Source organism: Segatella copri (assembly GCF_009494395.1).
Lineage (GTDB): Bacteria > Bacteroidota > Bacteroidia > Bacteroidales > Bacteroidaceae > Prevotella.
This window is the reverse complement of record NZ_VZCB01000030.1, coordinates 1-4,969: the sequence shown is the minus strand read 5'-3', so window position 1 is coordinate 4,969 and position 4,969 is coordinate 1. Positions and strand designations below refer to the sequence as shown.

Annotated in this window: 7 protein-coding genes and 1 pseudogene; 1 reads left to right on the top strand and 7 read right to left on the bottom strand. The window is 40.9% G+C overall.

What is annotated here, in order from left to right:
• From F7D73_RS03235 to F7D73_RS03205, 7 genes and pseudogenes are all read right to left on the bottom strand, one after another.
• Positions 1-271 (bottom strand): annotated as a pseudogene (locus tag F7D73_RS03235) (hypothetical protein); the annotation flags it as partial.
• Positions 272-278: 7 nt separating this feature from the next.
• On the bottom strand, positions 279-764 hold the full coding sequence (locus F7D73_RS03230) for a hypothetical protein (protein ID WP_194256836.1): 486 nt from the start codon (positions 762-764) through the stop codon (positions 279-281).
• Between the two features lie 22 nt (positions 765-786).
• Positions 787-957 (bottom strand): hypothetical protein, encoded by a 171-nt coding sequence (locus tag F7D73_RS03225; RefSeq protein WP_153122261.1) that lies wholly within the window; start codon positions 955-957, stop codon positions 787-789.
• Positions 923-1,234 carry a hypothetical protein gene (locus F7D73_RS03220; protein WP_153122260.1) on the bottom strand — a complete coding sequence of 104 codons (312 nt, stop codon included), beginning with the start codon at positions 1,232-1,234 and terminating at the stop codon, positions 923-925. Before F7D73_RS03220 ends, F7D73_RS03225 begins: the two co-directional genes overlap by 35 nt.
• Positions 1,235-1,350: 116 nt before the next feature.
• Entirely contained in the window at positions 1,351-1,536 is a 186-nt protein-coding gene (locus F7D73_RS03215) for a hypothetical protein (protein WP_153122259.1), read from the bottom strand.
• Between the two features lie 257 nt (positions 1,537-1,793).
• Complete coding sequence (locus F7D73_RS03210; RefSeq protein ID WP_153122258.1) at positions 1,794-2,015, bottom strand: hypothetical protein; 222 nt, start codon at positions 2,013-2,015, stop codon at positions 1,794-1,796.
• Between the two features lie 12 nt (positions 2,016-2,027).
• Entirely contained in the window at positions 2,028-2,972 is a 945-nt protein-coding gene (locus tag F7D73_RS03205) for a hypothetical protein (protein WP_153122257.1), read from the bottom strand.
• Positions 2,973-3,462: 490 nt separating this feature from the next.
• Between F7D73_RS03205 and F7D73_RS03200 the strand changes: the two genes are divergently transcribed.
• Positions 3,463-4,911 (top strand): AAA family ATPase, encoded by a 1,449-nt coding sequence (locus F7D73_RS03200; protein ID WP_153122256.1) that lies wholly within the window; start codon positions 3,463-3,465, stop codon positions 4,909-4,911.
• Positions 4,912-4,969 lie beyond the last annotated feature (58 nt).

Below are 4,969 nucleotides of genomic sequence, written 5' to 3'. Positions count from 1 at the left end.
CCGAGATATAATAGCAGAAGGTATCCAGCGGATAGTCGTCTTCCTCCTTCATCTTTTTGCGGTACTGGACATCCTGGTGCATCAGTCTCTCAGCCTCCTCCAAAGTTGTGGTGAAGGCTTGCGGACAATAGGTGTTCACCTTATATTTCGGATAATGTGAACGCTTCTTCTCCTCCAGCTCTTCCGTTTCTAAAACTTCGAGCTTGAAGATGGCAGGAACATCCCGATGCTGTGGATGCTCAGCCAATTGCTTGAATTCTTCGTATGTCATAGGATGTTTATTTTAAGAATTGGTGAAACTTAAGTTCAGGGAGACAACCTTCAGAGTCTTTGCCTTCTTGATTGTTAAGATGCCTTTTGCTGATAGTTTTATGAATTTTCAGTTTTCTCATGTCCGACTTGCCGTTAGCTTCATGGTCCTCCCAAGGCTTGGGATATGCATGTCTTTTTTTGTATCTCGTGCCATCGCAGTTCTGGATAAAGATTTCCAATACTAATCCACCCATTTGACAATCATGCGGAATGTTGACGGCACGGCGCAGAATGTCGCTTTCGTAGAAGATGCTGCCATCCTTCTTGCAGAGCAGCATATCCACATGGTCTGGCATTTCCATGTCAGAGCCAGGCTCAGAGACCTGCGGATTGAAATCTGCAAACTCCTTTTTGACATACTCATAGATAATGTTGGACAGTTTTTCCACATCGATACCTGCGTAATGCTCGTAGTTATAACTGATAGTGCATAAAGACATTTTTGCTGCCATATTCTTCCCTTTCTTTTGTTTGTTAAAGTGATATTTCAATACTCATCTCGAAGTTTCCGGGCTTGATTTTCATGATGTCTTCCACCGTGAAGATGGAGAGATAGTTGAAATAATGGCTGAAAGCCCAGTTGAGCGAAACATGATATTTCTCCCAAATTTCATTCTTGTTCTTCCAAGGTCTCGTCGCCATCATCAAGGTAAGTCATTCCGATGTAGCTCTCTATTTGATAGTCCTCGAAGTCCTTGTAGCCTTTTTCTATTTCGTCGAGGAGATGTATCGATACCCGAAGCGTTTTGTCGATAGTGGAAGAAGTGAGCTCTTTCAGGTGGTCGTTGAGCATGAAGATATGCTCAAGTTCTTCCTTGGAGAAAGGTTTGAGCGTACCTTCCTCGTTAATCTCTCGCTTCTTCCAACTCTCAGCATATCGCTGTTCGTACATTTCCAGTCTCTTCTTTTCTTTCTCTGTCATAATTACTCTGTTTTGGTGATACCTTATATAATATAGTAATCTTGGGAGAAAATTTCAAAAAAATGCTGAATTTTTTTGAAATACCAGCATTCTTTTTATAGTTACACTTTCTTATGTTATACCTTCTTGATGTCCCAGTAACTTGGATGGGAAGCATCACGAGATTTCTTGCCAAACTTTGCTTCACAAGCATCAGCGATGTTGTGAGCGTCACAACTAGCGAGAGAGGTCGTAACCTCAATGACTGTGCCTTTCTTCATGCCGGCACGGTCAGCCTTTAATGTACATTTAAATTTGTTCATAATATATTGTTCTAAAGTTTTACCTACGTTCTTTACAGTATTTAAAAGATTAAACATATTAAGACGAATGCTACAATGAAAAACCAAATGAATTTGCAGAAACATCCGATGCACCCTGTGATGCCTTCACCTAGGAAAGAGGCGATAAATCCCAAGGCTTGCACACCCCAGCCAATTAAGCCGAGGATGACAAAAGCAATAACCAATACGCCTATGAATCCTAGTATAGCCATCATGTCTTTTATGCTGTTATATCGTTATTTCTTGGTTACGGTTCCGCTATGCGAGCGAACATAAGTACCCATGGAGGTACTCATGATGATGTCGCTCCCCTTGGTGATGATGTCGAAAATCTGGGCACCATTACATCCGCAGACGAAACTCCAGCTGTTACTCCCCATCGTGGTTCTTTGAAGCTCTGTGGGCTTGTCTGGATTAATGCGGTAAATAAAATTACCTTCTTTTACAGTTGTTGCCATAATATAGTGTATTTAAAATCTAAGTTCTGAGGTCACTTTTGCCTTTCGGATTCTTTCAAGAGTGGTGTAGGTCTGGCCTTGTGTGAAGGCTATACGTCTTCCTGTCTTTCCGAAAGAATCATTTTGAATGGCAGGTGAGAATTCTTCTATTTTCTTGAGCTTGAAGAATGTTCGTTTCTCCGGTTTGTATAGAGGTTCCTTTTTAGCAAAGTACTCTTCTGGAACATATTCTTTTAACTCTCTGATATCTACATTTTCTAGCTTTTTTTCAATTTCAAAGAGATATTGGATTCTTTGTGCGTAATAGAATGCTAAGTATTTGGCATTCTTGAAGCTTCTGCCGCCTTGACATGCATAGAAATTATATTCCAAAGCAATAGGCTCACCCCATCTTCCGCCTACTATGATGACGCGGTTTTCGTGATCATCATATAAACCTAATGAGGTAATAAGAAGCTCAAACTGTTCTATGAGATAGCTGAGGACCGGATTTGGAACATCTTGCTGATAATCATTGAGGATATTCATCAGGGTGGTCCAATTCGTCCAAATTATCTCTTGGGGAAGAATTTCTGGTCGTTTGTCGTGTGTAGTGATATAGATGAGCTTATTGCGTTCATCTCTGTCTTCGACAATCAACTTCTTGTGATTTTCTAGTTGGGGTAGCTTGATGACATCAGACAGTTTGCTTTCAATATAAATGTTGAAAGCATAGTTGCAAGAGATTAAACCATCTGGTATACTATGGATGTCTGTGTCGTCAATATGACTTTGAGTTTCAATCTTTAATGTTTTTTCTGGCAGTCCATTTCCTTCATCAATTCGCTGAAGAATTTCATCTAACAAACTGCCTCCCCCACAATCTGTTTCTAAGATTTTGAGGAGTGCCGATGTTACTTGATTCTCTTTCTGAAAATAAGTTCCAAAGACTGATAGTTCTGTGATATTCTTACTCATTTACTTTTTAGATTATGATTTTTATATTGTTTGTCGTGTTTATCTCAACGGCATTGTAAATATAGTTATTTTTGTGGAGAATTTCAAATTTAAAATGGGGTTTTAATATTCTTTAAACTTTGGCGATTGGTTCATTTTGGTTCAATTTGGTTCAAACTCATTTTTTTGAATTTACACCTAATTATATAGGGAAATAATTGATGCAAACCAACTCTCTTTTCTCTTATGAAATGAGGAGCCCTATCCCCTTAATGTCCGTTTTCAAAACTGATACTGTCCCCATGTGATAGGGGAGGAAAAGAGGATATGTTTGCGATAGCACCGCCCTAACTATATAAAAATAGGTAGTTAGGGCGGTGTTATCGTTTATAGGTGCGCCCTAACTATGTTAAAAAAGGTAGTTAGGGCGGTACTATCCTTGCAGATTTCATTTTTTTTGTTTATCTTTGCACCGTAAGATTTAGTATAAATGAAATAAAATCAGAAAGTTATGGATGCAAACGGAATAATAGGACGTGAATATGAGCAGAAACTCATTCTGGAACGTTGTAAAAGCAATAAGGCAGAACTGATAGCTATCTATGGTCGTAGGCGCGTAGGAAAGACTTTTCTGGTTCGAAAAATGTTCAACGACCAGTTTGCCTTTTCCTTTATTGGTATGTATGAAGTGAGCCGTACTGTACAGCTGGAGCAGTTTCGGATGGCGTTGGCGCAGTATGCTAAGCAGACCGTGCCCAAGCTGAAAACCTGGTTTGAGGCTTTTGCTGCTTTGCGTGAATATCTGTCGGGCTTATCTCTGCAGGAACCGATTGTTCTGTTCTTTGATGAGTTGCCTTGGATGGATACGCCCAAAAGCAATTTTATCGCAGCTTTCAGTTATTTCTGGAATTCATGGGCTTCTATGGTCCCTCAACTGAAACTTATCGTCTGTGGCTCTTCCACCACGTGGATGTTGGCTAAGTTTATAGGCGATAAGGGCGGATTGTATGGTCGCGTTACCCGGCAGATCTATCTGGCTCCATTCTCTCTGGGCGAGACAGAGCTGTTCTTAAACGAATTGAAAGGCCTTGCTCTTACCCGCCAGCAGGTATTGGATGTGTATATGATATTGGGTGGTATTCCTTATTATCTTGATATGCTGGAGCGTGGTGTGCCGTTAGACGTGTGCATCGACAGACTGTTTTTCTCGCAGGATTCGCCATTACGTGGAGAATTCGATTTCCTCTTCCGTTCCCTCTTTAATGACTCCAAGCATTATCGCAAGATAGTAGAGGTGCTTTCTGAAAAAATGAAGGGGATGACCCGTAAGGAATTGATGGATGAGTTGAAACTGAAAGGTGGTGGACAGTTATCAGAAATCCTGGAGAATCTGAAAAAATGCGATTTTATCAGAAAATATGCTACCATAGGAAAGAGTGAAAGGGATGCCCTATATCAGTTAACTGACTTATACTCATTGTTCTATACCCGTTTTGTGGCAAATAACAGTGGGCAGGATAAGAACTTCTGGAGTAACATGCGCAATTCGGGAAGTAGAACAGCCTGGAGCGGTTATGCTTTCGAACAGGTATGCCTACATCATATCCCACAGATCAAGAAGGCATTGGGTATTTCTGGTGTTTTGGCGAATGTTTATTCCTGGTCCTGCCGTCCTTTTGTAGATTCTACTGGTGCAGAATGGCGAGGAGGTCAGATAGATATGCTGATAGACCGTGCTGATGGAGCTATCAATATCTGTGAGATGAAATATGCCAAGGATGAGTTTGTGATAGATGCCAGCTATGAGCAGCGGCTGCGTGACAGGATGTCTTCCTTCTCTGTGGCGACCAAGACGAAGAAGGCATTGCTGCATACTTTCATCACGACTTATGGGGTGAAGCAGAATATGCATAGTGGATTGGTGAATAGTGAGGTAAGGATGAATGATCTCTTTGGATAAATGGTATTTTAATGTCCGTTTTCAAAACTGATACTGCCCCCATGAGATAGGGGGCAGG

Bases quoted from the DNA above. Each gene is read 5' to 3' on its own strand.
- F7D73_RS03200 (WP_153122256.1), top strand. From the start codon at position 3,463: ATGGATGCAAACGGAATAATAGGACGTGAATATGAGCAGAAACTCATT.
- F7D73_RS03220 (WP_153122260.1), bottom strand. From the start codon at position 1,234: ATGACAGAGAAAGAAAAGAAGAGACTGGAAATGTACGAACAGCGATAT.
- F7D73_RS03210 (WP_153122258.1), bottom strand. From the start codon at position 2,015: ATGGCAACAACTGTAAAAGAAGGTAATTTTATTTACCGCATTAATCCA.
- F7D73_RS03225 (WP_153122261.1), bottom strand. From the start codon at position 957: ATGATGGCGACGAGACCTTGGAAGAACAAGAATGAAATTTGGGAGAAA.
- F7D73_RS03215 (WP_153122259.1), bottom strand. From the start codon at position 1,536: ATGAACAAATTTAAATGTACATTAAAGGCTGACCGTGCCGGCATGAAG.
- F7D73_RS03230 (WP_194256836.1), bottom strand. From the start codon at position 764: ATGGCAGCAAAAATGTCTTTATGCACTATCAGTTATAACTACGAGCAT.
- F7D73_RS03205 (WP_153122257.1), bottom strand. From the start codon at position 2,972: ATGAGTAAGAATATCACAGAACTATCAGTCTTTGGAACTTATTTTCAG.